Annotated in this window: 23 protein-coding genes, 2 tRNA genes and 1 pseudogene; 12 read left to right on the top strand and 14 right to left on the bottom strand. The window is 59.8% G+C overall.

From position 1 onward, the window contains the following. Both B7L71_RS15535 and B7L71_RS15530 read right to left on the bottom strand, forming a co-directional pair. Positions 1-1,213 (bottom strand): annotated as a pseudogene (locus B7L71_RS15535) (NCS2 family permease); the annotation flags it as partial. 192 nt (positions 1,214-1,405) lie between these two features. Beyond that, positions 1,406-2,032: a riboflavin synthase subunit alpha gene (locus B7L71_RS15530; RefSeq protein ID WP_081139019.1), complete on the bottom strand. Its 627-nt coding sequence runs from the start codon at positions 2,030-2,032 to the stop codon at positions 1,406-1,408. A gap of 462 nt (positions 2,033-2,494) precedes the next feature. Here B7L71_RS15530 and B7L71_RS15525 point away from each other — a divergent pair, with 462 nt between their 5' ends. From B7L71_RS15525 to B7L71_RS15510, 4 genes are all read left to right on the top strand, one after another. After that, positions 2,495-3,538 (top strand): methionine ABC transporter ATP-binding protein, encoded by a 1,044-nt coding sequence (locus B7L71_RS15525; RefSeq protein WP_081139018.1) that lies wholly within the window; start codon positions 2,495-2,497, stop codon positions 3,536-3,538. Next, positions 3,519-4,172: a methionine ABC transporter permease gene (locus B7L71_RS15520; protein ID WP_026001709.1), complete on the top strand. Its 654-nt coding sequence runs from the start codon at positions 3,519-3,521 to the stop codon at positions 4,170-4,172. Before B7L71_RS15525 ends, B7L71_RS15520 begins: the two co-directional genes overlap by 20 nt. Positions 4,173-4,308: 136 nt before the next feature. Next, on the top strand, positions 4,309-5,103 hold the full coding sequence (locus B7L71_RS15515) for a MetQ/NlpA family ABC transporter substrate-binding protein (RefSeq protein WP_081139016.1): 795 nt from the start codon (positions 4,309-4,311) through the stop codon (positions 5,101-5,103). A gap of 93 nt (positions 5,104-5,196) precedes the next feature. Further along, positions 5,197-5,664, top strand: coding sequence for a GAF domain-containing protein (locus tag B7L71_RS15510; RefSeq protein WP_081139015.1), 468 nt, complete (start codon positions 5,197-5,199; stop codon positions 5,662-5,664). Positions 5,665-5,706: 42 nt separating this feature from the next. On the opposite strand, the gene B7L71_RS15505 is transcribed toward B7L71_RS15510, so the two are convergent. Both B7L71_RS15505 and B7L71_RS15500 read right to left on the bottom strand, forming a co-directional pair. Beyond that, positions 5,707-5,783 (bottom strand) — tRNA-Val (locus B7L71_RS15505). A gap of 20 nt (positions 5,784-5,803) precedes the next feature. Continuing rightward, positions 5,804-5,880 (bottom strand) — tRNA-Val (locus tag B7L71_RS15500). Positions 5,881-6,061: 181 nt separating this feature from the next. Here B7L71_RS15500 and B7L71_RS15495 point away from each other — a divergent pair. Next, positions 6,062-7,132 (top strand): endonuclease/exonuclease/phosphatase family protein, encoded by a 1,071-nt coding sequence (locus tag B7L71_RS15495; RefSeq protein WP_081139013.1) that lies wholly within the window; start codon positions 6,062-6,064, stop codon positions 7,130-7,132. A 37-nt stretch (positions 7,133-7,169) separates the two neighbouring features. Here the strand turns inward: B7L71_RS15495 and B7L71_RS15490 are convergent, their stop codons facing one another. Beyond that, the gene (locus B7L71_RS15490; protein ID WP_081139012.1) at positions 7,170-8,546 is read right to left on the bottom strand and encodes a class II fumarate hydratase; all 1,377 of its coding nucleotides are present in this window, start codon (positions 8,544-8,546) and stop codon (positions 7,170-7,172) included. Positions 8,547-8,905: 359 nt separating this feature from the next. Between B7L71_RS15490 and B7L71_RS15480 the strand changes: the two genes are divergently transcribed. After that, positions 8,906-9,280, top strand: coding sequence for a phasin family protein (locus tag B7L71_RS15480; protein WP_081139009.1), 375 nt, complete (start codon positions 8,906-8,908; stop codon positions 9,278-9,280). A 100-nt stretch (positions 9,281-9,380) separates the two neighbouring features. Here B7L71_RS15480 and hda read toward each other — a convergent pair whose 3' ends face one another. Then, positions 9,381-10,085, bottom strand: coding sequence for a DnaA regulatory inactivator Hda (hda, locus tag B7L71_RS15475; RefSeq protein ID WP_039182250.1), 705 nt, complete (start codon positions 10,083-10,085; stop codon positions 9,381-9,383). Beyond that, positions 10,082-11,185, bottom strand: coding sequence for an AI-2E family transporter (locus B7L71_RS15470; protein WP_081139007.1), 1,104 nt, complete (start codon positions 11,183-11,185; stop codon positions 10,082-10,084). Before B7L71_RS15470 ends, hda begins: the two co-directional genes overlap by 4 nt. Positions 11,186-11,377: 192 nt before the next feature. Here B7L71_RS15470 and purM point away from each other — a divergent pair, with 192 nt between their 5' ends. Both purM and purN read left to right on the top strand, forming a co-directional pair. Continuing rightward, the gene (purM, locus tag B7L71_RS15465) at positions 11,378-12,457 is read left to right on the top strand and encodes a phosphoribosylformylglycinamidine cyclo-ligase (RefSeq protein WP_081139006.1); all 1,080 of its coding nucleotides are present in this window, start codon (positions 11,378-11,380) and stop codon (positions 12,455-12,457) included. After that, positions 12,454-13,197 carry a phosphoribosylglycinamide formyltransferase gene (gene purN / locus B7L71_RS15460; RefSeq protein ID WP_081139004.1) on the top strand — a complete coding sequence of 248 codons (744 nt, stop codon included), beginning with the start codon at positions 12,454-12,456 and terminating at the stop codon, positions 13,195-13,197. The genes purM and purN overlap by 4 nt, the downstream gene beginning before the upstream one ends. A gap of 101 nt (positions 13,198-13,298) precedes the next feature. Here purN and dcd read toward each other — a convergent pair whose 3' ends face one another. The 4 genes from dcd to cobA all read right to left on the bottom strand — a co-directional run bounded on the left by dcd (position 13,299) and on the right by cobA (position 16,663). Further along, positions 13,299-13,865, bottom strand: a complete 567-nt coding sequence (gene dcd, locus B7L71_RS15455; protein ID WP_039182260.1) for a dCTP deaminase — start codon at positions 13,863-13,865, stop codon at positions 13,299-13,301. Positions 13,866-13,876: 11 nt separating this feature from the next. After that, positions 13,877-14,677, bottom strand: a complete 801-nt coding sequence (apbC, locus tag B7L71_RS15450) for an iron-sulfur cluster carrier protein ApbC (protein ID WP_081139003.1) — start codon at positions 14,675-14,677, stop codon at positions 13,877-13,879. 153 nt (positions 14,678-14,830) lie between these two features. Continuing rightward, positions 14,831-15,649, bottom strand: a complete 819-nt coding sequence (locus B7L71_RS15445) for a hypothetical protein (RefSeq protein ID WP_081139001.1) — start codon at positions 15,647-15,649, stop codon at positions 14,831-14,833. 180 nt (positions 15,650-15,829) lie between these two features. Next, complete coding sequence (cobA, locus tag B7L71_RS15440) at positions 15,830-16,663, bottom strand: uroporphyrinogen-III C-methyltransferase (RefSeq protein WP_081139000.1); 834 nt, start codon at positions 16,661-16,663, stop codon at positions 15,830-15,832. A 273-nt stretch (positions 16,664-16,936) separates the two neighbouring features. Here cobA and B7L71_RS15435 point away from each other — a divergent pair, with 273 nt between their 5' ends. The 4 genes from B7L71_RS15435 to B7L71_RS15420 all read left to right on the top strand — a co-directional run bounded on the left by B7L71_RS15435 (position 16,937) and on the right by B7L71_RS15420 (position 21,111). Then, the gene (locus tag B7L71_RS15435) at positions 16,937-17,848 is read left to right on the top strand and encodes a GGDEF domain-containing protein (protein WP_081138998.1); all 912 of its coding nucleotides are present in this window, start codon (positions 16,937-16,939) and stop codon (positions 17,846-17,848) included. A 30-nt stretch (positions 17,849-17,878) separates the two neighbouring features. Next, a complete protein-coding gene (locus B7L71_RS15430; RefSeq protein ID WP_081138997.1) occupies positions 17,879-18,217 on the top strand; it encodes a 4a-hydroxytetrahydrobiopterin dehydratase in 339 nt (112 codons plus the stop codon). After that, positions 18,218-19,408, top strand: coding sequence for an amino acid aminotransferase (locus B7L71_RS15425; protein WP_081138995.1), 1,191 nt, complete (start codon positions 18,218-18,220; stop codon positions 19,406-19,408). Between the two features lie 218 nt (positions 19,409-19,626). After that, the gene (locus B7L71_RS15420) at positions 19,627-21,111 is read left to right on the top strand and encodes a uracil permease (RefSeq protein ID WP_081138994.1); all 1,485 of its coding nucleotides are present in this window, start codon (positions 19,627-19,629) and stop codon (positions 21,109-21,111) included. 13 nt (positions 21,112-21,124) lie between these two features. On the opposite strand, the gene B7L71_RS15415 is transcribed toward B7L71_RS15420, so the two are convergent. The 3 genes from B7L71_RS15415 to B7L71_RS15405 form a co-directional block, all read right to left on the bottom strand. After that, positions 21,125-22,456 (bottom strand): MATE family efflux transporter, encoded by a 1,332-nt coding sequence (locus B7L71_RS15415; RefSeq protein ID WP_081138992.1) that lies wholly within the window; start codon positions 22,454-22,456, stop codon positions 21,125-21,127. A 109-nt stretch (positions 22,457-22,565) separates the two neighbouring features. After that, positions 22,566-23,150, bottom strand: a complete 585-nt coding sequence (locus B7L71_RS15410; RefSeq protein WP_081138991.1) for a YceI family protein — start codon at positions 23,148-23,150, stop codon at positions 22,566-22,568. Between the two features lie 69 nt (positions 23,151-23,219). Next, entirely contained in the window at positions 23,220-23,795 is a 576-nt protein-coding gene (locus B7L71_RS15405; protein WP_081138990.1) for a cytochrome b, read from the bottom strand. Positions 23,796-23,973 lie beyond the last annotated feature (178 nt).

Here is a 23,973-nt window from a genome sequence, read left to right as displayed (position 1 = left end):
CTGATGGCAACGTAGCTGATGAAGCCCAAGGCAATACCCTCGGCAATCGAGAAGGTCAGCGGCATGGCCAATGCGGCGATCAGTACCGGCGCGGCGTCTGTGGGGTCTTCCCAGTTGGCATGCGCCAGGCTACCCGCCATCAGCACCGCCACGTACAGCAGAGCGCCTGCCGTGGCATAGGCCGGAATGGAACCCGCCAGCGGCGCGAAGAACAGGCTGATCAAAAACAGTACGCCAACGACCACCGCCGTCAGACCGGTACGGCCGCCCGAGGCAATGCCCGCTGTCGACTCGATGTAACTGGTGGTGGTGGAAGTACCCAGCGCAGCACCGGCCATGGACGCCGTGCTATCGGCCATCATGGCACGGCCAATGCGCGGCAGCTTGCCGTCCTTGTCCAGCAGCTTGCCACGGTGCGCCACGCCCACCAGCGTACCCGAGGTATCGAACAGGTCGACGAACAGGAACGCAAAAATCACGCTCAGCATGGCCACGTCCAGCGCGCCCATCAGATCCATGGCCATGAAGGTCGGGGCGATGGAAGGCGGCATGGACATGATGCCACCGTACTGATTGTGGCCCAGCACCATGGCGGTGACGGTCACACCCAGAATACCGATCATCACCGCACCGGTCACGCGCAGGTAGGCCAGCGCGGTAATCACGAAAAAGCCCAACAAGGCGTAGATGGCTGGCGGCTGAGACAGGTCGCCCAGCGCCACGTAAGTCGCCGGATTGGACACCACGATGCCGGCATTTTTCAGGGCAATCATCGCCAGGAACAGGCCAATACCCGCCGCAATCCCCAATCGCAGCGACAGCGGGATCGAGTTGATGATCCACTCGCGCACCTTGAAAAATGCTCAGCAAAAAAGAAGGTCAGGCCCGAGAAGAACACCGCCCCCAGCGCGGCTTCCCAGGTGTAGCCCATTCCCAGCACCACGCCGTAGGTAAAGAAGGCGTTCAGGCCCATTCCGGGTGCCTGGGCAATGGGGTAGTTGGCCCAGAAGCCCATCACGAAACAGCCAATGGCCGCCGCCAGACACGTCGCCACGAACACAGCACCGTAATCCATGCCGGCTTCCGAAAGGATGCTCGGGTTGACGAAGATGATGTAGGCCATCGTAAGGAACGTGGTGACCCCTGCAATCACCTCGGTTTTTACGTTGGTCTTCTGCTCGGCGAGCTTGAAGTAGTTGTCCAGAAATTTCATATCGTTTTTATCCTTCGCGCTTACGCTGGATGCGTCCCTTGGTGCGAGAAAAGCCGCACATACTACCGAAAGGCACTACGCGATGCGAGTACCCCCTGTGCAGCGAATGAAAGGGCGATAGCGCCCCTGTCTTATGATTAGCAAACTTCAGGCCATAAGCTAACCGATTGGTCAACATAGGCCGATAATTTTCTACAGACGACTCGCCAACACCCGCTCCACGGTCTCCACGATGACCTGGGTTTGCGGGTCGATCTCGATATTGACCCAGTCCCCAACCAGTCGCTCCTTGAGCATGGTGCGCGACAGGGTTTCGGGGATCAGATTGACGCTGAACTCCACCCCTTCCCCAGTGCTGGCCGGTCGCACATCACCGACGGTCAGGCTGATACCATCTACGCCAATGTAGCCCTTCTCGAACACGAAACGGGCCATCGAGGGGGGCAGCAAGAACCACAACCGTCGATTATTGGGGGCTTCCTCAATGGCCACGACCCTGGCCATACAGATGACGTGCCCGGACATGGAGTGCCCGCCAATTTCATCACCAAAGCGTGCAGCGCGCTCTATATTGACGCATTGCCCCACCTCGATTGCACCAAGATTAGTCAATCGCAGCGTTTCACGCATCAAATCGAAGCTGACCTTCTCACCTTCGATGCGAGTAACGGTCAAACAGACCCCGTTATGTGCTACCGACGCACCAATTTCCAGCCCCTCACGCAGCTCTTCGGGCAGCGCCACCACATGGGTACGAAACGCCTCCAACTCCAGCACTTCAACGACTTCAGCGATACCTTGCACAATACCGGTGAACATGGACTTTCCCTCTGTTGATTCGCCAGCGAACTGGCTCAAGCTGTAAAAATTTCCGCAAGCTTACACCCTATGCCCCAACCTTGTGCAGTGCAGGCCTGGCAAGTGCTTGAACAGCGTGTTTTTTGCTGTCCAATACGGCCTGAAAAGGCCCAATTCAGAATCAAAAACTAAAAATGTGCCCACAAAAAGCAGAAAACTCTGTATAAGCACGCTTAAACATGAAATAGACCGTATTTAATTGACAATGCACCTACCTCTCTTTAGACTTTCGCCGCAAATGTAATGACGCCGATTTGTACCCAGATTGCGGGCGTCCACGCGGTCCCTGTAACCACGTGAAGTGCAGCTAAAAGGGTGTGTCCAGCGTTGATGGCCACCCGCAAGGGTGGTCTTTTTTTGTTACCCTCCCCTACGCTCGTCTCTCCCGCACTCCGTCTTCGGCCTAACATTAAGGCAGACGCTATGATTGAACTTAGCAACGTAAGCAAAACCTACGGCAGCGGCCCCAGCGCCGTTCACGCCCTTCAGGATGTCAATTTAACGATACCCAAGGGCAGCATTCACGGCGTCATCGGCCTATCCGGCGCAGGGAAATCGACCCTGATCCGCTGCGTCAACCTGCTGGAGCGCCCCACCAGTGGCAAGGTACAGGTCGACGGCCAGGAAATGACCCAGCTGAGCCGCCGCGACCTGAATCAGGCACGCCATCGTATCGGCATGATCTTTCAGCACTTCAACCTGCTCACCACGCGCACCGTCTTCGATAACGTGGCGCTGCCGCTGGAGCTGATGGGCGAGAAGCGCAGCGCCATCAAGAGCCGCGTCTTGCCACTGCTCGACATGGTCGGCCTGGCCGACAAGGCCAGGCAGTACCCCGCGCAGCTCTCAGGTGGTCAGAAGCAGCGCGTGGCTATTGCCCGGGCGCTGGCCAGCAAGCCCAACGTCCTGCTCTGCGACGAGGCCACGTCGGCCCTGGATCCGCAAACCACCAGCTCCATTCTGGAACTGCTGCGTGACATCAATCAGCAGCTGGGCATTACCATCCTGCTGATCACCCATGAAATGGAAGTGGTCAAATCGATCTGCCATCGCGTCAGCCTGATTTCCGGCGGGCGGCTGGTGGAAGACGCCGAAGTCGGCGATTTCTTTACCGCCCCAGCCACCCAGCTGGGTCGCGAATTCCTCAACGATTTCCTGCAGCTGAGCCCGCCCAAGGAGCTGCTGGCGCGCTTGCAAGCGCAGCCCGGCGAGCAGACCCACCCGGTGGTGCGGCTGACCTTCTCGGGCGATGCGGTCTCCACGCCGCTGATTTCACGCCTGGCGCGGGAGTGCAGCGTGGATGTCAGCATCCTGCAGGCCAAGGTCGAGTCGATTCAGGACCGCACGCTGGGCTTGATGATCGCCGAGCTGCTAGGCACTCCGGCACAGACCGAGCAAGCCATGTCTTATCTGGAATCGCATCAACTACAGGTGGAGGTACTGGGTCATGTCCAGCGCAATGTTTGATCTCGTGTTACAGGCGACGCTGGACACCCTTTACATGGTGGCCGTGTCCGGCGTCATCGCCACACTGCTGGGCCTGCCGCTGGGGGTGCTGCTGTACGTCACGCGGCCTCGGCAGATTCTGGCCATGCCGGTACTTAACCAGGCACTGGGCATCATCACCAACGTAGGCCGTTCGATTCCGTTCATCATTCTGATGGTCGCCATCATTCCTTTCACGCGAATGCTGGTCGGTACCTCCATCGGCATCAACGCGGCATCGGTCCCTTTGACCATCGCGGCCATCCCCTTCGTCGCCCGCTTGATCGAAGGCGCACTCAACGAAATTTCGCCCGGCCTGATCGAGTCCGCCCAGTCGATGGGCGCCACGCCCTGGCAAATCATCACCAAGGTACTGATCCCTGAAGCACGCGGCGGCATCATTACCGGTCTCACCATCACCGTGGTGACTCTGGTGAGCTACTCGGCCATGGCAGGCGCCGTTGGCGGCGGCGGCCTTGGCGATCTGGGCATTCGCTATGGCTACAACCGCTTCAACCCGACCATCATGCTGATCACCGTGGTGATTCTGGTGGTCATGGTGCAAGGTTTCCAAAGCCTGGGCGACTATCTGGTTCGCAAAAGCGATCGCAAGTAGGCCACCGACGGCTCAGCGAAATGACATAGCTTTTAGCTTTGATCAGCATAGCCACATATAGCGAAAACGAATTAGACTTGCGTTTCTTATTACCGCATCATTGCAACACGACTCATCACAACACTGGAGCAACGCCATGCAAAAACTCGTTATTGGCAGCCTGACCGCCCTGGCACTGGCCATCAACGTCGCCAACGCCGACACGCGCACCATCAAGATAGGCACGGTCGCAGGCCCGGAAACCGAAGTCATGGAAGTCGCGGCGCGCATTGCCAAGGAAGAGTTCGACCTGAACGTCGAAATCATCGAGTTTACCGACTACGTGACGCCCAACGCGGCACTGGCCGATGGCAGCCTGGATGCCAACGCTTACCAGCACGAGCCCTACATGCAAGCCATGATCAATGACCGTGGCTACGACTTCGCCATCGCTGGCTACACCTTTGTGTACCCCATCGGTGCTTACTCGGAAAAATACAGCAGCATCGATGAGCTGCCGGATGGCGCTCAGATCGCCCTGCCGAACGACCCTTCCAATGAAGGTCGCGCTCTGATCCTGATGCACAACGAAGGCCTGATCACGCTGAACGATCCGACCTTCCTGGAAGCCACCCCCATCGACATCGCTGAAAACCCGCGCGGCTTCCGCTTCCGTGAAATCGAAGCCGCGCAGTTGCCTCGCGTACTGCCCGACGTGGACATGGCCTTCATCAACAACACCTTTGCTCAGCCAGCAGGCCTCAGCCTGGATGACGCACTGATCAAGGAAGGTCCCGAGTCCCCCTACGTCAACCTGATTGCCGTACGTGGCGGTGACGAAGAGCGCGAAGATATTCGCCAGCTGGTAGACGCCTACCAGCGCGACGAAGTCATCGAGAAAGCCACCGAGCTGTTCAAGGGTGCCGCCGTACCTGGCTGGATCGAAGAATAACGCTACTGGCAGTACACGCTTTACCATCAGGCCAGCCGCGAGGCTGGCCTGATGCGTTTTTATCCGAGACATTGATCCGAACCGGGAAACAACATGACCCCCATCGATTATGACCTGCTCAATCGTCAGCTCGCTGCCCTGCTGGACACACGCGACTGGCTGACCAACAGCGCCCAGACCAGCGCGTTCATCCAGCAATCGCTGGAACAGCTCAACTGGGTAGGCTTTTACCTGCAACGCCAGCCGGAAATATTGACCCTGGGCCCCTTCCAGGGCAAGCCCGCCTGCAACCCGATTCCGTTCAGCAAGGGAGTATGCGGCGCAGCGGCGCGCAGTTGCACCACCCAGCGAGTCGACGACGTACACGCCGTAGCCGACCATATTGCCTGCGATGCGGCCTCCCAGTCCGAACTGGTCGTCCCCATCGTTCAGGATGGCTGGCTATGGGGCGTTCTGGATATCGACAGCCCCCAGCTGGCCCGCTTCAGCGCCCAGGACCAGGCCGGCATCGAGGCGCTGGTCGATACCTTCATTCGCCAGACCGATCTGCCTCGCCTATAACGCAAAAAGCCCCGAGCAGTGCTCGGGGCTTTTTGAAGAATCTGGTAGGACCAGGCGGATTTGAACCGCCGACCTCCACGATGTCAACGTGGCGCTCTAACCAACTGAGCTATGGTCCTGAAACGTGGCTGCACATGATTGGTAGGACCAGGCGGATTTGAACCGCCGACCTCCACGATGTCAACGTGGCGCTCTAACCAACTGAGCTATGGTCCTGCTGTGCAACGGATGCGTATTCTACGGCTTTATAGCTGAATTGCAAGTCATTTTTACGTCTTCTTCTCTGCAAGGCTCTGGCAACCGCCTGAGCTGGAAGAATTATATCGACACTTGATAAACGTAACCACTAAGCTGCATCTACGTTAAATCGTCATATCATGATGCCAGGAGGTATCGCTTGCTCGGGCCACTACTGGGTTGTACCGCTCTGACACTCCTGTTCGCCACGCTGCTGGCCAGAGTCCGCCTACGCTGGTGGTGGATTCGCAGCGTCGAGTTTCCACGTTTGCAGCTGGCGACCGCCGCGGCGCTCTGCGCGCTGCTGAGCGGCCTGATACTGCCTGCTGGCAATTGGCAGAACATTGCTCTTGCGGCTTCCCTGGTGAGCCTGCTGCTTCAACTGCGCTACATCATCCCCTGGACCCGCTGCTGGCCAGTCCAGGTCAAGGCCACCCACGCCGACAGCCAGGCGCCGACGCTGACCCTGCTGATCGCCAACGTGCTCACGCCCAACCGCCAGTCAGCGAAACTGCTGGCCATGATCGAGCGCCATCAGCCAGACGTGGTCCTCACCCTCGAATCCGACCAGTGGTGGCAAAAGCAGCTCGATAGCGCTCTGCATGAACGGTGGCCCCACAGCGTCAAGGTGCCGCTGGACAACCTCTATGGCATGCATCTCTATTCACGCCTGCCGCTGAGCAATCCACAGGTGAAGTGGCTCATTCAGGACGATATCCCGTCCATCCACACGCGCATGACTCTGGCCAACGGCGAACAGGTTCGCTTTTACGCCCTGCACCCAAGGCCTCCCGCTCCCAGCGAGAGCGAAAAGTCGCTGTGGCGGGACGCAGAGCTGCTATGGGTAGGCAAGGAAGTTCACGAAGAGCCGTTCCCCACCATCGTGGCGGGCGATCTCAACGATGTGGCCTGGTCGCGCACCACGCGGCTGTTCTGCAGGGTCAGTGGCATGCTCGACCCCCGGCGCGGCCGCGGGCTCTTCAGCACCTTTCACGCCCACTACCCTCTACTGCGCTGGCCGCTGGATCATGTGTTCGTCAGTGAGGAGTTTACGCTCACCCACATGGAGCGCCTGGAAGCCTTCGGGTCGGACCACTTCCCCATCCTGGCGACGCTCAGCTATCAGCCTGCGCGCCAGGAGGAGCACGACACTCCTTCCGCCAGTCAAGAAGAGCGCCAGGAAGCCAGCGCTACCATTGCGCAAGGCAAGAGCGAAGAGCAGCAGACCTGACCCCAAGCTGGCCTGAACCAGGCCAGAGCGATGGTGTTTACTGAGGGATCCCCCCGCGAGTGAGCACCGCCGGGTCCAGCAAGCGCTCCAGGGTCGCGCGATCCAGGTCGGTTTCTTCCTCGGCCACGTCAATGATGGGCCGACCCGCCTGATACGCTTTCTTGGCAATGGCCGCAGCAGCGTTGTAACCAATGACGCTGTTCAGCGCCGTGACCAGAATCGGGTTGCGCGCCAGCGGCCCCTGCAAATTGTCCTCGCGCACCTTGAAGGTGGCGATGGCCCGCTCGGCCAGCAGCGTGGCGGTATTGCTCATCAGCGTAATGGAGGTCAGCAGATTGGCCGCCACCAGCGGTAGCATCACGTTCAGCTGGAAGTTACCGCTCTGCCCGGCCACGGTCACCGCCGTATCCAGACCGATCACCTGAGCCGCCGCCTGGGCCGCGGACTCGGGAATCACCGGATTGACCTTGCCGGGCATGATGGAGCTCCCCGGCTGCAGCGCCTCCAGCTCGATCTCACCCAGCCCTGCCAGTGGCCCAGAGTTCATCCAGCGCAGGTCATTGGCAATTTTCATCACCACACAGGCAAAGCCGCGCAGCTGCCCGGACAGCTCCACGGCAGCATCCTGAGAGCCCAGGCTGGCGAAGAAGCTGTCGTTGGGCACCAGCGAAAGCCCTGTCTGTTGGCTCAGGTCCTCGGCCACCCGCTCGGCAAACCCCTCAGGCGCATTGATGCCCGTGCCCACCGCCGTACCGCCCTGGGCTAATCGGCACAGCCGCTGCTGGGCGCTGTCAAAACGTTCGATGGCCTGCCCTACCTGGCTGGACCAGCCGCCCAGCTCCTGGTCCATGCGCAGCGGCATGGCGTCCATCAAATGCGTGCGCCCGGTCTTCACCACGTGGGAAAGCGCTTCGGCGCGACGGTCGATGGCCTCTTTCAGCTGCACCAGAGCAGGCCGGAGCTGGGTATGTACCGCTATCGCCGCAGACAGGTGAATGGCGGTCGGGATGACATCGTTACTGGACTGCCCCATGTTGACGTGATCATTGGGCGTGATCTCGACCCCTTCACGACTGGCCAGGGTCGCCAGCACCTCATTGACGTTCATGTTGGTCGATGTGCCCGACCCCGTCTGGAAAACATCCACCGGGAAGTGCTCATCGTACTGCCCGTCGATCACCGCCATGGCCGCCTTTTCGATGGCTGCGGCGCGCTGTTCATCCAGCAGCCCCAGCGCCTGATTGCTGCGCGCGGCGGCCAGTTTGATGCGCGCCACGGCATGAATGAACGCCGCAGGCAACGGGGTGCCCGACACCGGGAAGTTGTTCACCGCCCGCTGTGTCTGGGCACCGTAAAGGGCTTCTGCGGGCACTTCCAGCTCACCCATGCTGTCTCGTTCAATCCGCGTGCTCATGGTGCTCTCCTTTTCCAATGGGCTCATCGAGCCCAGTTCGTTCATCGAGTTCGGTTCGCTTGTTAATGGCTGGCGTCGCCATCATCGACAAACAAATGATAATGATTATCCATAACCTTAAGTGTAGCGATGTTCCATGGATCGGTAAACAGCGTCCCCACAGCATGGAGGGCGAGAGGCCATTGCGCCATGTTGCACTGCACAAAAACAGCTGTTATGCTGCAAAGCAAGATAAGGTCGGCAGTTGCGAAAGTGGCTTCAGGAACGCGGTTGCTGAGCCTTGAATGTTGGATTGCCCTACTCGATCAGCAATCCGTTTGCCCAAGACTTTGCCCAAGACAAGGCCAGGAGATATCACCATGCGTACCTTCAACACCAACGAAATGACTCAGCAGTTCGACAACCTGTTCATGGCACCTGCCCGTGCTTACATGACCCTGAGCATCGACTACTCTGAAAAACTGCTGAATGCCCAGCTGGACGCGAACAAAGCGTACGTGGACACCGGCATCGCCCAAGTGCGTCAGCTGTTGAGCGTCAAGGATGCCGATGGCCTGCGCAGCTACATGGAAAGCCAGCAAAAAGTGGCCAAGGACTTGGCCGAGCGCGTCAAGGGCGACGCTGACAAGGTAGTATCGCTGCAGCAGGATTTCCTGCAGAAAAGCCAGAAGCTGACCGAAGACAACGTCAAGCAGGCTCAGGCAGCCGCCAGCAAAATGAGCAAGAGCGCCTGATCAAACGCCAGGCTGGTGGCACGTGAGTGAGGCCTGCCCAACGTAAAAAGCCCCGAGCACGCTGTGCTCGGGGCTTTTTCATGGCACCTGCCAATGATGTCTACCAGTTGAGTGCGCCTTTCACGAAAGGGATGGTCAGCTTGCGCTTGGCCGACAGCGACGCCTGATCCAGGGTCTCCAACGCCCGACACAGCTCGCCAAGCTCTCGGGGGCCGCGATGCAGGATATACCGCCCCACATCGTCGGGTAACTCCATCCCCCTGACCCGAGCCCGCAGCTTCAAGGCGGCCAGGCGCTCCTGGTCATCCAGCGGGTGAAGATGAAACGTCACCCCCCAGGTCAACCGTGAGGCCAGGTCCGGTAGCACGACATCCAGCCGCCTGGGCGGCGCATTGGCGGCGATCAAGAGCGCTTTGCCAGCGTCTCGCAAACGATTGAACGCATGGAACAACGCCTCTTCCCAACGCTTGCGCCCGATGACGTATTCGAGGTCGTCGATGGCCACCAGGTCAAGACGCTCGATATCCTCCAGCATCAGCGGCGGGAAATGGCCCAGGTCGGCCAACGGCAGGTAAAGGGCACGCTTGTCCTGATCCGACGCCGCGTGGCAGGCCGCCTGCAACAGATGACTACGGCCGCTGCCCGGCGCGCCCCAAAGATAGATGAACGGCTCGGCGTCTGGCGACAGCTGTTGCGTCAGATGCTGCACCAGAGCTGCATTACCGCTCGAGGGGTAGTAGTTGTTCAGCGTTGCGTCATCACGCAACCCCACCCCGAGCGGTAACTGTGCCGGCAATCGGCTCATGAAGACTCCCTTTTGTCCTGGAGACCCAGTTCGTGCGGCGGTAACGTCGGTTCCAGCGTCTCATCATACAAGGCACTGTTCTGGTAGCGCTCCTTGACCTCCTTGAGCAGCACCATGATGACCGAAGCCGCAGGCAAGGCCAACAGAACCCCGGTCAAGCCAAACAGGTTGCCCCCCGCCAAGACCGCAAAAATGACCGCCACCGGGTGCAAGCCAATCTTGTCACCCAGCAGCTTTGGCTGCAGCACGACGCTTTCGATGACCTGCCCCAGGCTGAATACCCCCAGCACCCCCAGCAGCGCCCACCAGCTATCGAACTGGAACAGCGCCACCACCAGGGCGCTGCTGAGCCCAACGATGAACCCCAGGAAGGGGACGATGCTGACCAGCCCGGAAATGACGCCGATCAACAGGCCAAAATTCAGCCCCATCAGGGTCAGCCCCACCGCATAGATGACGCCCAGACACAGCATGACCAGTAGCTGGCCTCGCAGGAACGCCGCCAACACCTCATCGCAGCGTTTGGCCAGCCGCGTGGCGTCATCGACCCAGTGGCGCGGAATCAAGTCGATCAGATTGTTCAGCAAACGGTTCCAGTCAAGGAGCAAGTAGAACGTCACCACCGGAATCAATGCCACGTAGGTCACCCACGTGGCGAAGGCCATGCCCGAACGGCCAATCTGGCCAAGCGCCTGGGCCAGGTAGCTACCGGCATCGCGCCAATTTTCAGCCAGGGTCTCCTGAACATTGTCCAGCTCGGAACGCAGATCATACCCCGTCCACGCCTGCACCTGCGGGGCCAGGTAGTTTTCCACCCAGTCGAACACGCCAGGCACCATCTCGCCAAGCTGCTTGATCTGCTGGATGACCAGCGGAATCAGGATCAGCAAACTGATGGCCAGCACCAGCAACAGAATGAGAAATACGCTGCTGACCGCCCACACCCGCTTCAGCCCCAGCCGCTGAAAATAGTTGGTCAGCGGGTCTGCCAGGTACGCCAGAATCAGTCCGGCAATGAAGGGCATGAGCACCGCATCCAGTAAATACACAACGCCAACCAGGGCCACCAAAAACAGGATGCCCCACCATGAATGTCGCATTTTATTCTCTCCTCCCTGGATACACGGTCAGCGTCAAGCAATGAATAGTAACAAAACCTGGCCTGCACGCACCTGATAACGTGTCCATCGGTGCGACTTACGTCGCGCAGTGATACAATCGCAGGCCGTTATCGCTCCGGCACTGGCAATTTGCCAGCACAATCGCTTTGCATAGGCTTCACAGGACCCGTCATGACCGAGACCTCCTCTTCCCAGTCGACTCCCTCTCTCAGCTACAAGGACGCAGGCGTCGATATTGATGCAGGCAATGCCCTGGTGGACCGCATCAAGCATGTGGCCAAGCGCACGTCACGCCCGGAGGTCATGGGTGGCCTCGGTGGTTTCGGCGCGTTGTGCGAGCTGCCTGCGGGTTACCGTCAACCCGTACTGGTCTCTGGTACCGACGGCGTAGGCACCAAGCTGCGTCTGGCCATGGACCTGGGCAAGCATGACACTATTGGGATCGACCTGGTAGCCATGTGCGTCAATGACTTGATCGTGGCCGGTGCCGAGCCGCTGCTGTTTCTCGACTACTATGCCACGGGCAAGCTGGACGTGGATATCGCCGCCGACGTCGTCACCGGCATTGGTGCAGGCTGTGAACTGGCTGGCTGTGCGCTGGTGGGTGGCGAAACCGCCGAGATGCCCGGCATGTACGAAGGCAACGACTACGACCTGGCTGGCTTCTGCGTTGGCGTGGTAGAGAAAGAAGAGATTCTGGACGGCAGCAAGGTCGCCGAAGGTGACGTACTGCTGGGCCTCGCCTCCTCCGGCCCCCACTCCAATGGCTACTCCCTGATTCGCAAGATCCTCGAAGTCAGCCAGGCGTCGCTGGAAGAGCAGGTGGACGGCAAGCCGCTGAGCGAAGCGCTGATGGCTCCCACGCGCATTTACGTCAAGTCACTGCTCTCGATGATGCGTGAAACGGAGCTGGCGGTGCATGCGCTGTCGCACATTACCGGTGGCGGCCTGTTGGAAAACATTCCCCGCGTGCTGCCCGCCCACCTGGCGGCACACATCGACCTGGCCACCTGGCAGCGCCCGGAAGTATTCAACTGGCTGCAAGCCAAGGGCAACGTCAACGAAACCGAAATGCACCGCGTGCTGAACTGCGGCATCGGCATGGTGGTGGTAGTGCCTGCGAGCCAGGCGGAGGCCGCCAAGGCACACCTGCAGGCGCAAGGTGAAACCGTGTACCAGATTGGCCACATCGTGGCACGCGAGGACGAGGCCGTGGTGCTGAACAACCTCAAGGCAGGCCCGCAGGCATGAGCAGTACCGAGTACAGCACGGATACCATCAACGACCTGACCCCGGAACCGGTGGGCGCACGCCGCGTGGTGGTGTTGATCTCCGGCAGCGGCAGCAACCTGCAGGCCTTGATCGACGCCCAGCAGCACGACCGTCTGGGCGGCGAGATCGTCGCGGTCATCTCCAACGAGCCGGACGCTTACGGTCTGAAGCGCGCCCACGAAGCGGGTATCGAAGCGGTGGCTCTGCCCCACCGTGAATACGATAGCCGCGACGCCTACGACGGCGCACTGATCAAGGTGATCGAACGCCATGAGCCGGATCTCATCGTACTGGCGGGCTTCATGCGGATTCTGACGCCACGCTTCGTACAGCGCTTCCTGGGCAAAATGCTCAACATTCACCCGTCGCTGCTGCCTGCCTACCAGGGCCTCAACACCCACGCCAGAGCCCTGGCCGATGGCGTTGCCCAGCATGGTTGCAGCGTGCATTTCGTCACCGAAGAGCTGGACGGAGGGCCGGTGGTCTTGCAAGCCGAGCTCGCCGTCACCGCCGACGACAGCGTCGAGACCCTCAAGGAGAAGGTCCACGCCCGTGAACACCTGATCTTCCCGATTGCCGTTCACTGGTTCCTTGAAGGACGCTTGCAGTACACCGCCGAAGGCGCACGCATGGACGGCCACCTGTTACCGCCCCATGGCATGCGTCTTTCCCATGCGGATGCCGCCGAAGAACTGGACGAAGAAGCCAACGACGCCTGACCCATCGTGGCATCCAACCCAAAACGCCCTGATGCATCACTGCATCAGGGCGTTTTTTTATCCTGCCATCTGACAATGGCTGATCGCTAAGTCCTTCCCCATCACGTTCTGGGCAAGGTCACCCCACGCTGCCCCATGTACTTGCCGCCACGATCCTTGTACGAGGTTTCGCAGACCTCGTCGGATTCGAGGAACAGCATCTGGGCAACGCCTTCATGGGCATAGATCTTGGCAGGCAGGTTGGTCGTGTTGGAAAACTCCAGCGTCACGTGGCCTTCCCACTCCGGCTCCAGTGGCGTCACGTTGACGATGATGCCGCAGCGCGCGTAGGTCGATTTGCCCAGACAAATGGTCAGCACGTTACGCGGAATACGGAAGTACTCCACCGTGCGCGCCAGCGCGAACGAGTTGGGGGGAATGATGCACACGTCCCCTTTTACATCGACAAAGCTTTTGTCATCGAACGACTTGGGATCGACAATCGCCGAGTGGATATTGGTAAACACCTTGAACTCATCGGCACAGCGCACATCGTATCCGTAGCTGGACGTGCCGTAGGAGATCACCCGCTGATCGTTGACGTAGCGCACCTGCTCGGCTTCGAAGGGCTCGATCATGGCATCGCTCTGCGCCATACGACGGATCCACTTGTCTGATTTAATGCTCATCGGTTACTTCATCACTCGCTAAAGGAAATCGTCGGGCCACCGGATTGATGGGCATTGACGGACTGCGCCACCTGACGGGCAATCTCGGCAAACGTTTGGCTCACGGAACTCTCCGGCTCGGCAACCACGCTGGGGCGCCCGGAGTCGGCCAATTCACGGATCGACAGCGTCAGCGGCAGCCGACCCAGCACCGCCGTGTCATACTCTTCGGCAATGCGGTCACCGCCACCGGTGCCAAAGATCGCCGCTTCATGGCCGCACTGCTCACAGTGGTAAAGGCTCATGTTCTCGACTACCCCCAGCACAGGCACATTGACCTTGCGGAACATTTCGATGCCCTTGCGAGCATCCAGCAGCGCGATGTCTTGAGGTGTCGTCACGATCACCGCACCCGACACGGCCACTTTCTGCGCCAGCGTCAACTGGATGTCGCCGGTACCGGGCGGCATGTCGATCAGCAGGAACTCCAGGTTGTCCCACTGGGTCTGGTTGAGCATCTGCTGGAACGCCCCCACGACCATAGGGCCACGCCATACCATGGCATCCCGGGTATTGACCATGAACGCCATCGACATGGCCTGGATGCCATGCGCTTCCAGTGGCAGAAACGTGTTGTTCTCCCCGGCCTGAGGACGTACCCCTTCCTTGACGCCCAGCATCTGGGCCTGGCTGGGTCCATAGATATCGGCGTCCAGCACGCCCACACGGTAGCCCTGAGCCGACAATGCCAGCGCCAGATTCACGGTCACGGTCGACTTGCCGACACCGCCCTTGCCCGAGGCCACGGCCACGATATGTTTCACACCATCCATCAATGGCTCTCCCGTTGTTGAATACCTGCATGGTCTGGCGGGAATGATACTCCTCCACCGCCCATTTCTAAACCGACAAAAACAAAAGCGGGCATGGGAAGCCCCGTGCCCGCTCTTGGAAGAACACGATGGCCTCAGCCATCGGAACTCCGTTTACTGCGCTTGCGTATCGTCAGCGTCAGCGTCGTCGCCCTCGCTCTCTTGATCACCTGACAGGTCAGGCACCTCATCGTTGGCGGCGTCATCCACGTGCAGGCGGTCGCCTAGCGCGGCCAGCTCTTCACGCCATTCACGTAGCTGGGTTTCCAGCCGCTCCAACTGCTCTTCGCGAGTCTCGATATCGCGCTCGACGTTGGCGACTTCTTCGCGTCCGATGTCCAGCGCCACCATCAGATCATCCATTTCACTGCGCACCTGGCTCAGGCTCTCTTCTTCCTCTTCGCGCAGCTGGGTCATGGACTCGATCTCGGACTGCATCGCATCGCGCTCGCTGATCACGCTATCACGCTCCTCCTGCAGCGACTCCAGCTCGCTCTGCTGGCTGGCAATCTGCTCTTCCAGCTCGGCCAGGCGCTCGTTGGCCTCGTTGACCTGGGACTCCAGCTCTTCCAGACGCGACTGCACGGTACTTACCTCGCCCTGGGCGGAAGCCAGCGTCTCGGCGGCTTCCTCCTGCTGCTGCGCCAACAGGGCTATTTCTTCGCGCATGGCCGTCAGGTCGGCTTCGGCTTCTTCGACCTCAGCCAGACGCTGGCTCAGCTGGGCATTTTCCTGCTCGACACTATTCAGCTGACCTTCCAGCCGCTCGACGCGATCACGATGGGTGCCTGCATTGGACTGCGCCATGATGGCCCATATCACCGCAATGGCCGCGATACCGGCAATCCCCTTGACGCGGTTATCCTGAAACAACGTCTTCATATCGGGCTTGCCAGTGGGTGTTTGCGGCTTTGGGTGGTTTGTTTCTGACATGCTGCATCTCTCTCTATCGCCTGGCTGCTGGTAATAGCAACGTGAGTGACAAAACGTTCGATAGCATCAACGATCGTTTCTAAAAGTAGTCCCTATCAGCATACACAGCCACCCACATATCGCCAGCCGTCCAACGGGATAGCACGCTTTCTCTTGTTATCTACACGCATGGCAATCGCGTTATGGCCGCTGCACTTTACAAAAATGGCTATCTTCGCCAAACCCCTGAGCGCTCCCCTGCTCCGCCTCGAACCACGACAGCTGCGCATGCAGTGTCACCACGCTTCCCACGATCAACAGCGTGGGCGGCTGGATAGCGCCTTGCAGAAAAGCCGTGGGCAGATGACCCAGCGTACCCGTGTGGGTCTGCTGTTGACGCGTGGTACCTTGCTCGATCAGCGCCAGCGGCGTTTCTGGCGCTAGACCATGGGCCATCAACCCCTCGCAAATCGACGTCAAATTACTCAACCCCATATAGAACACCAGGGTCTGGCCAGGCTGTGCCAGGGTAGGCCAATCGAGGTTAAACTCGCCCTGCTGCAAATGCCCGGTCACGAAACGCACGGATTGCGCATGATCACGATGGGTCAGCGGTATTCCGGCATAGGCAGCGCAGCCAGATGCCGCCGTGATACCGGGTACGACCTCTACCTCAATACCCGCTGCCACCAGAGTTTCGAGCTCCTCGCCACCGCGACCAAAGATGAAAGGGTCGCCCCCCTTCAGTCGAACCACCTGTTTGCCCTGTCGGGCCCACTCCACCAGCGCTTGATTGATCCCCTCCTGGGGTACACTGTGGGATGAACGCGCCTTGCCCACATAGTAGCGCGCCGCTTCCGAGGGTAGCAGCGCGATGATTTCATCACTCACCAAGCGGTCATAAAGCACCACCTCGGCGCTCTTGAGCCGCCGGTAAGCTTTCAATGTCAGTAAGTCCGGGTCGCCCGGCCCTGCGCCTACCAGACTGACACGACCAGCACCTGGCTGGGAGCTCGTGGCTACCATGGTCGTCATCCCCCCTTCATGTATTGGCTGCGTGCCCAAAACCGCCACCAAAGTAATAAAAATAATGATTTATATACAAAAAAGTAATTTTAAACCGAATTGCTCATGCTGCACAGGCCAGACAACGCAAAATCACAAAACATAGAATTAAAAATATTTTTTTAATTCCAAAAAATTATCAATAAAAGACAATTTGTCAGCAATGGCTTACATCCCATTTACCTTTTTAGGGCTAATCTTTACGGCTAACTTATAATAGGCCTATCGTCTGGAGATTCACGCATGCCCGTGAATGAGGCACCCGTTACTGCAAATCCCGGCACCGTTGGCTCGGAAGAGTTGATCAGCAGTATTCCCGGGGTCATTTTTCGATTTTATCGCGCCCATAGCGGGCACATGTGCTTTCCCTATATGGAAGGCGGCGGCATGGCGCTTGCGTATATCGACAAGCATCAGCTTGCTGAAGATGCCCAGCCCTTGCTGGAGCAACTCACCGGCAGCGACTACCCCAGAATCATGTCAGCCATCGAGCGCTCGGCACGCTGGATGCTGCCGCTGACCACCCGCTTTCAGCTGCCCTTTCCCGAGGACAACCCGCGCTGGATTGCGGTCAGTGCCACCCCGGAGCCCTTGACCAACGGGGTGCGCTGGAGTGGCATCATGATGGACATCACCGAGCAGGTGCTGGAAGAGCAGCGCTTGCGCCGACTGTGCGACACCGACCCGCTGACCGGCCTCGCCAACCGGCGCAAGCTGATGCTGCAACTGACCCATTTAAGCTCCCTGAGCACGCGCCATGGCTCACCGCTGTCGGTGATGATGATCGATATCGATCACTTCAAGCAGCTCAATGACGCCTGGGGGCACCTGCAGGGCGACAAGGTACTCAAGCAGCTGGCCACATTGACCACGTCGCTGCTGCGCTGTGAAGACATCGTGGCCCGCCTGGGAGGTGAAGAGTTCATGGTACTGTTGCCGCTTACCTCGCTGCAGCAATGCCATGCGCTTGCCGACCGCCTGCGCAAAACCATCGCCGAGCACGATTTCGGCATTGGCCAGAGCAGCGTCACGCTGAGCATCGGGGTGGCGGAGTACCGCTGTGGCGAACCCCTGACCAGCCTGATGGAGCGCGCCGACCAGGCGCTCTATCGTGCCAAGGAGCTTGGCCGGGACTGCGTGCGTCTTCTACCCTGACGCTATACTGATCGCGCCCGGAGACCCACCATGCAAAGCCTCGCTCGCACTGCCTTCCAGTCCGTGTCGTCAGATGCCATGCCGCTCGCTCATGAGGCATGCCAACCCCATCTGGCCGCACTTCCAGAGTGGCAGATTATCGAACACGATGGCATCATGAAGTTGATGAGACGCTTTGCGTTTCGTGATTTCGCCGATGCGTTGGCATTTACCCAACGGGTCGGTGAGGTTGCCGAGCAGGCTGGGCATCACCCGGTCATCGTGACCGAGTGGGGGCGCACCACCGTGACCTGGTGGACACATACCCTGCGCGGCCTGCATCTCAATGATTTCATTCTTGCCGCCAGAACCGACGAGGTAGTCGAATAAATGTTTGAGCAAATTGAGCGAGTCCCTGGAGACGCCATTCTCGGGTTGATCGAAGCTTTCAAGAAAGACACCAATCCGCAGAAAGTGGACCTAGGTGTCGGTGTATATCGTGATGCAGCGGGCAATACCCCGATCATGCGCGCGGTCAAGGAAGCAGAAGCTCGCCTGCTCAAGAATGAAACCACCAAAACCTACATTGGCTCCCACGGTGCCCCCGCTTATGGCGATGCCGTGCTGCCCATGGTACTGGGTGCCGACTCACCGGTACTGAAAGCCAAGCGTGCCAGCGCCACGCAATCACCGGGCGGCACGGGCGCCCTGCGTCTGGCGGCCGATTTCATTGCCAGCCAGTTGCCCGGCAAAGGCATCTGGGTCAGCGACCCCACCTGGCCCAACCACCACGGCATCTTCACTGCGGCCGGCATTGCACTGCACAAATACCCCTACGTTGATGCCGAGAACCGTCTGGATTTCGCGGGCATGCTGGCAGCCCTCAAGCAGATCCCTGAAGGCGACGTGGTCGTGCTGCATGCCTGCTGCCACAACCCCACCGGCTTCGATCTTTCTCAAGCGCAGTGGCAGGAAGTCATGGCCGTTCTGCAAGAGCGCAAGCTGCTGCCGCTGATTGACTTCGCCTACCAGGGCTTCGGCGAAGGGCTGGACGAAGACGCCTACGGCGTTCGCCTGCTGGCTGAAAACCTGGATGAAGTGATCATCACCAGCTCCTGCTCCAAGAACTTCGGCATCTACTGCGAGCGCACTGGCTGCCTGATCCTGGTGGCCAAGGACGCCGAGCAGATGGAAAACGTACGCTCCCAGGCGGCCATCGTTGCCCGGGAAAACTACTCCAATCCGCCCGCCCACGGCGGCGCCATCGTCAGCGAAATCCTCCACGATGCCGAGCTGTCCGCCCTGTGGCGTGAAGAGCTGACGGAAATGCGCGACCGCATCAATACCCTGCGTCGCGATTTCGTCGAGGCACTCAAACCTTACGGCCTGGCGGAAAAATTCGCCTGCGTGGCCGAGCAGCGCGGCATGTTCTCCTACACGGGCCTGACCCCGGAACAGGTAGACCGCCTGCGTGACGAGTTCGGCATTTACATGGTGCGCTCAGGCCGTGCCAACGTGGCAGGTTTCTCCCACGAGAACCTCCCCTACCTGGCCAAGGCCATCGCGGCAGTCAACGACTGATCTCGCGCACTGACATATCACGCCCGGGCCTTGGCCCGGGCGTTTTGTTTTCGAAAGATCAACCTCTTGAACAATGATGTGTACAATTGCGCCTTCGCCGCCAGAGCCTGGGGCGCCTGCGCGGCGTCCGTGACAACGCAACGCTTGACCGATTAGTCAAACATTCGGCACACTCAGCGTAGCCTTGTATACAACACACCATAACCGAGAGGCACAACATGGCGGCTGCCAGCACTCCCTACCCCTGGTACAAAAAAGAAGATACCGACGCTTTCTTTGCGCTGTTTCAGAACAACATCGCCAACTTCATCATTATCGCCATTACCATGCTGGGCATGGGTTTCCCTGCTTCCATCGTGTATGGGCAGGTGCTGCCAGGGGCGGCGGTCGCCGTCATGGTGGGCAACTTCTACTATGCCTGGAGCGCCGCTCGCTTGGCGCGCAAGGAGAACCGCAGCGATGTCACAGCGCTCTCCTACGGTATTTCCACGCCGGTGATGTTCGTCTTCCTGTTCGGGGTGCTGCTGCCCGCCAAACAGCTGACCGGCGATGCCGAACTCGCCTGGAAAGTCGCCGTGGCCGCCTGCTTCATCAGCGGTGCCATCGAAGCGCTGATCAGCGTCGTGGGCCGCTGGGTACAGTATCACCTGCCCAGAGCCGCCATGCTGGGTGCCGTGGCAGGCGTTGCGCTGACCTTTATTGCGGGTGAAATGCTGTTCAAGACGCTGGAAATGCCGGTGATTGGCCTGCTGGTGCTGGGGATCATCATCGTGGGCCTGGTCGCCAGGGTGAGCATGCCCTTCAAACTCCCCACCTCGCTGTTTGCCATCGTCATCGGGACGACCATGGCCTACCTGATTGGTGATGCAGGCACCGAGCGCTTCAGCGATGCCTTCACCCATCTTGGGTTCTACCCCTTGCTGCCCAATCTCGCCTGGTTCGAAGGGCTGGGCCTACTGTTCACCGGCATGCTGGCCGTCCTGACCGTGGTGCTGCCCATTACCCTGTACAACGCCATCGAAACCATGAACAACGTCGAGGCCATGGAAGCCGCAGGCGACAAGTACGATGTACGGGAGTGCCAGGCCGTGGATGGTGCAGGCACCATGATCGGGGCCTTGTTTGGGGGCGCGTTTCCTACCACGGTCTACATTGCCACGGTGGGTGCCAAGTGGATGGGCGCCGGGCGCGGCTACAGCCTGCTGAACGGCGCCGTCTATGCGCTGGCCACCATGTTCGGCCTGATTGCTGCACTGGCGGCCATCATTCCGGTCTCCGTCGTGGCGCCTATTCTGGTGTTCGTGGGGATGTCCATGATCGCCACTGCGTTCCAGGCCAACGATACCCGCTACTACCCGGCCATCGCCCTGGCGATGCTGCCCTACTTCGCCAATTACGTGATGACGCGCTTCAACCGGGGAGCCGGTGAGGTGGTCAGCGACATCTCCAGCGCCATCGTCGTGCTGGGGCAAGGCGCCATGTTCATGGCCATCCTACTGGGCGCCATGACCGTGTCGGTGATCGACCATCAGTTCCGCAGGGCAGCGGCCTTTGCCGCCATCGCGGCGGGCTTTTCATTCGTTGGCCTGATGCATGCCCCCCAGCTGGCCTTCAATGCGGCCCCCGACTTCGTCATGGGCTATCTCGCCATGGCGCTGCTGTTCCTGTATTTCTCATTTCAGGAATCACGTCGCCAGCACTGAACCCGTTGTCGGGTCATGACGCTCCCGCCCGCCGATGCGGGCGAGAGAGAATCCGCCGCAGCGCTCCCCAAGCCATCAGGCCTGCCAGCACATTCCCCAAAGCGGCGCCCGCAGCCAGCCCCGTCCAGCCAAACAGCTGCCCACCCACCCAAAGGCACGGCAGGTAGCACACGAACAGCCGCGCACTGGAGAGCAGCATGGCCCGCAGCGGCCAGCCCAGCGCATTGCCCGCCGAGACCACCAGCATGCATACACCCAGCGCCGCATAGCTGGGCAGTAGAAAACGTATCAGCAGCGCCAGCTCGCTCTGCACTTCTGGATTACCGGCCAGCGCCATGGCCACCCAGGGTGACGCCAGCGCCAACAACACGCCCAGCGCCAATTGCCAGGCCACGGCCACGGTCAGCGCCAGGCGCAACAAACGGTGGATCTGCTCCCACTCTCCAGCCCCATAGCAGCGCCCCAACCAGGGAGGCAGGGACATGGTCATGGCAAGAATCACCATCAGCGAAAGGGTTTCCAACCGGCTGGCCAACCCCCAGGCCGCGACCTGGGCATCCCCCAGCCCCGCCACCGCCGCAATCGCCAGCATTGCGGCCAGCGGCGGCATCAGCTGGCTGACCATGGCTGGCGCGGCAATGCCGGTGAAAGAGCGCCAGGAGCGTTTGGCCTCTGGCCACAGCGCGACCATCGTCGCCCACCCACGGCGATACAGCTTACGGCTGGTAAACCATAAGCCCACGGCAAAGGCGATGGCCGTGGCCCAGGCAGCCCCCGGCAACCCCCACCCCTCCCAGGGGCCTAGGCCAAAAATGAACAGCGGGTCCAGCACCAGGTTCACCAGGCTGCTGACCACCATCATCTTGCCAGGCAACCGAGTATCGCCGTGGGCGCGAAACACGCTGTAGATGAAGTAAAGCAAGGCGCCCAACCAGGCGGCGAACAGCTGCGGCGCCCAGTAGGCTCGAATGTGCCCTAGCGCACGCTGGTCGGCCCCCAGCAGGCTGAACAAGGGCTCCTGCAACGCCCAAAGCACCACGGCCAGCACACCGATGACCGCACCACTGGCTACCAGCACCAGGCTACTCAAGCGCCTGGCTCTGGCCTGCTCACCGGCCCCCAGGGCACGGGAGATGAGCGCCGCAATGGCAATGCCCATCCCCACCTGAATACCAATGATCAAAAACGACAGCGGAAAAGTGAACGACTGCGCGGCCAGCGGGGCCGTGCCCAGTCGCGCGATGAAAGCGCTGTCGACCAGCTGAAACCCCAGCAGCGCCAGAACGCCAATGGCCATGGGCCAGGTTTGGCGCCATAGGGTGATGGCCAACTCACGTTGTTGCATAGCGGCTGCCAACGGCGGCCTCCTTGGTGTATTGCTCGGTTGACGGGTGCCCTAAAACGCAAAAAACGCCACCACCCGTGAGGGTGGCAGCGCTTTCATCGGGCATCGCTTACTGGCGGATGCCTTCGAAGGTAACGTACAGCTCCAGCTCGTGCATGGCTTCCGGGAAGTCGCTCATGTCGATGCCGAAGTCACTCAGCGTCAGCATGGTGCTGCCTTCGAAACCGGCGCGGTAGTTACCCCAGGGGTCTTCGCCTTCGCCCATCAGGGTTACCGGCATTTCGATTTCCTGAGTTTCGCCATGCAGCATCAGCTCGCCGGTCACCACGCCTTCGTTGTCACCCGTGGCTTCGAAACCAGTGGACGTAAAGGTCGCCGTGGGGAATTCGCTGGCGTTGAGGAAGTCAGCGCTCAGAATATGACGATCACGCTCGGCATGGTTGGTGGTCAGGCTGTTGACCTGCACTTCCATGGAGACGGAAGACGCGTCCAGGTCGTCGGCATCGTAATGGAACTGGCCATCGAAGGTCTCGAAGCTGCCCAGAATGTAAGAGAAGCCCAGATGGTTGATCTTGAACTGCACGAACGCGTGCTGGCCTTCGATATCGATCTGATAGTCAGCCGCCTGCGCCTGGCTCAGGGGAACCAGAGCCGCTGCGGCCAGTGCCGTGGCAATCGCTGTCTTCTTCAACATTGCTATCTCCTCGCTTTCCTTGGTCAAGAGTGCGGATCCATCATGAGTCCGCGGTGAGTAGAACAGGGTTCAAATCTTTGGCTGGCCATGACGATTTGGCTGCCCATGGCGCGGGTTGATCATGCGGCGCAGCGTATCGTGCCCCAAGCGCCAGTGGTGAACCAGTGCCACCAGTGCATGCCCACCTGCCAATACCATGAGCACCAGCGCGCTGTACCAGTGGATGTCTCCCGCCACGCTGGCCTGATTGGGCAAGCCATGCACGATGGCGGGCGCATCGAACCAACCAAATACACTGATGGAACGGCCATTGGCGGTCGAAATCAGGTAGCCGCTGAACAGTACCATCAGCATCAAAACGTAAAGGGCTATGTGGCCAAGGTGAGCTGCCAGACGCTCGAACCGACCACCCTCTGCAGCCGGGCTGGGCTGTATCATGCGCCAGGCCAATCGACCGAAGGTGGCGATGAGCAGCAACACGCCCACCGAGCGGTGTATCCAGGGCGCCTGATTGTACCAGGGGTCGTAATAACCCAACCCGGTCATCCACCAGCCAAGCGCGAACAAGCCAATAATGGTCAGAGCGCTCAGCCAATGAAACGCGATACTGACCAGCCCCCAGCCGCTGCGTGTATTACGCCACATCCTTGATTCCCCATTGACGGCTGCATACTGCCCCGCAGCATGCTTCGTTTGTTATAAAAAATCATAACCTTTCGAGTGGCAAAACACTGCTGAAAAAAGCAGAACGCATCGTTCGGAAAAACCGTTTCATCATGGCCACACCATGTCACTTTATGAAACGTTGGCGTGTATCGCCAAT

Origin of the sequence: Halomonas sp. BC2, assembly GCF_002078115.1 — a bacterium.
Taxonomy (GTDB): domain Bacteria; phylum Pseudomonadota; class Gammaproteobacteria; order Pseudomonadales; family Halomonadaceae; genus Vreelandella; species Vreelandella stevensii.
Note: the sequence above shows the minus strand (reverse complement) of the source record. Positions and strands in the feature narration are given on the sequence as shown.

Coding starts and splice junctions, on each gene's coding strand:
- B7L71_RS15530 (WP_081139019.1), bottom strand. CDS start 2,032: ATGTTCACCGGTATTGTGCAAGGTATCGCTGAAGTCGTTGAAGTGCTG.
- B7L71_RS15525 (WP_081139018.1), top strand. CDS start 2,495: ATGATTGAACTTAGCAACGTAAGCAAAACCTACGGCAGCGGCCCCAGC.
- B7L71_RS15520 (WP_026001709.1), top strand. CDS start 3,519: ATGTCCAGCGCAATGTTTGATCTCGTGTTACAGGCGACGCTGGACACC.
- B7L71_RS15515 (WP_081139016.1), top strand. CDS start 4,309: ATGCAAAAACTCGTTATTGGCAGCCTGACCGCCCTGGCACTGGCCATC.
- B7L71_RS15510 (WP_081139015.1), top strand. CDS start 5,197: ATGACCCCCATCGATTATGACCTGCTCAATCGTCAGCTCGCTGCCCTG.
- B7L71_RS15490 (WP_081139012.1), bottom strand. CDS start 8,546: ATGAGCACGCGGATTGAACGAGACAGCATGGGTGAGCTGGAAGTGCCC.
- B7L71_RS15480 (WP_081139009.1), top strand. CDS start 8,906: ATGCGTACCTTCAACACCAACGAAATGACTCAGCAGTTCGACAACCTG.
- hda (WP_039182250.1), bottom strand. CDS start 10,085: ATGAGCCGATTGCCGGCACAGTTACCGCTCGGGGTGGGGTTGCGTGAT.
- B7L71_RS15470 (WP_081139007.1), bottom strand. CDS start 11,185: ATGCGACATTCATGGTGGGGCATCCTGTTTTTGGTGGCCCTGGTTGGC.
- purM (WP_081139006.1), top strand. CDS start 11,378: ATGACCGAGACCTCCTCTTCCCAGTCGACTCCCTCTCTCAGCTACAAG.
- purN (WP_081139004.1), top strand. CDS start 12,454: ATGAGCAGTACCGAGTACAGCACGGATACCATCAACGACCTGACCCCG.
- dcd (WP_039182260.1), bottom strand. CDS start 13,865: ATGAGCATTAAATCAGACAAGTGGATCCGTCGTATGGCGCAGAGCGAT.
- apbC (WP_081139003.1), bottom strand. CDS start 14,677: ATGGATGGTGTGAAACATATCGTGGCCGTGGCCTCGGGCAAGGGCGGT.
- B7L71_RS15445 (WP_081139001.1), bottom strand. CDS start 15,649: ATGTCAGAAACAAACCACCCAAAGCCGCAAACACCCACTGGCAAGCCC.
- cobA (WP_081139000.1), bottom strand. CDS start 16,663: ATGACGACCATGGTAGCCACGAGCTCCCAGCCAGGTGCTGGTCGTGTC.
- B7L71_RS15435 (WP_081138998.1), top strand. CDS start 16,937: ATGCCCGTGAATGAGGCACCCGTTACTGCAAATCCCGGCACCGTTGGC.
- B7L71_RS15430 (WP_081138997.1), top strand. CDS start 17,879: ATGCAAAGCCTCGCTCGCACTGCCTTCCAGTCCGTGTCGTCAGATGCC.
- B7L71_RS15425 (WP_081138995.1), top strand. CDS start 18,218: ATGTTTGAGCAAATTGAGCGAGTCCCTGGAGACGCCATTCTCGGGTTG.
- B7L71_RS15420 (WP_081138994.1), top strand. CDS start 19,627: ATGGCGGCTGCCAGCACTCCCTACCCCTGGTACAAAAAAGAAGATACC.
- B7L71_RS15415 (WP_081138992.1), bottom strand. CDS start 22,456: ATGCAACAACGTGAGTTGGCCATCACCCTATGGCGCCAAACCTGGCCC.
- B7L71_RS15410 (WP_081138991.1), bottom strand. CDS start 23,150: ATGTTGAAGAAGACAGCGATTGCCACGGCACTGGCCGCAGCGGCTCTG.
- B7L71_RS15405 (WP_081138990.1), bottom strand. CDS start 23,795: ATGTGGCGTAATACACGCAGCGGCTGGGGGCTGGTCAGTATCGCGTTT.